The 791-nt window shown below is 73.8% G+C and carries 1 pseudogene; it reads left to right on the top strand.

The features are described from left to right. Nucleotides 1-791 (top strand): annotated as a pseudogene (locus G3N96_RS38835) (hypothetical protein); the annotation flags it as partial.

Below are 791 nucleotides of genomic sequence, written 5' to 3'. Positions count from 1 at the left end.
CCGCCGACCTGCGCGCGCAGGCGCCGCTCGACGCGCTCGCGCTCGTCGGCCGTGCGGTGCCGCCGGCCACGCTGCGCGCGCTGCCCGACGCGTTCGCGACCCGGATTCGTGCCCGCTACGAACAGGCGTTGCTTGGCGTGCTGCGCGCGGAACACGGCGCGCCCGATGCGGCACTCGACGAACTCGATGCGATGCTGGCCGCGCTCGCCGGCGATGATCCATACGATTTCTGGCGGCTCGCGGCCGCATGCGTACGCGCACTGCGTGCCAGCGGCGCACCCGAGCTGAAGCGCTTTCTCGCGCGGACGAACCTGCTGCTCGGCGAGCACGCGCAGGGCCGGCGCAGTGCGCCGCCCGAACTCGTGCGGGAGACGGTGGCGCTGCTGTGGCGCGATTTCGCGCTGTTCGGCGCCGCGGCCGAGGATGTCGCGCTCGTCGACGTGCTGCACGACTACGGATTGACGGTCGACTGGCACGTCGCCGGCACGCCTGCGTCCGAAGCGCTGTGGGAGACCGATGCCGCCCGGGCCGAACGCGACGCGGTTGCCGCCGCGCCGACTCGCACACTCGGCGTCGTGACGGTCAATGCGCATGCCTATGAGGATTTCCTGCAGACGGCCGATGCGTCGATGGCCGATCTCGCGGCCGATCCGGCCGGGGCGGACGCGGGTGCCGCATGGCATGCGTCCGGCGCCGCCTACCGGGTCGGTACGGCCGCGTGCGCGCTCGGGCTCGGCCACGCGGCCCTCCTGGCCGACACGCTTGGCCTCGCGTGGCGGCGTGCGGCGCAA

The sequence above is a fragment of the Burkholderia sp. Se-20373 genome, assembly GCF_017104705.1.
In the GTDB taxonomy this organism is placed as follows: domain Bacteria; phylum Pseudomonadota; class Gammaproteobacteria; order Burkholderiales; family Burkholderiaceae; genus Burkholderia.
The sequence above is the reverse complement of the archived record's forward strand: the minus strand, read 5'-3'. Positions and strand labels throughout refer to the sequence as shown.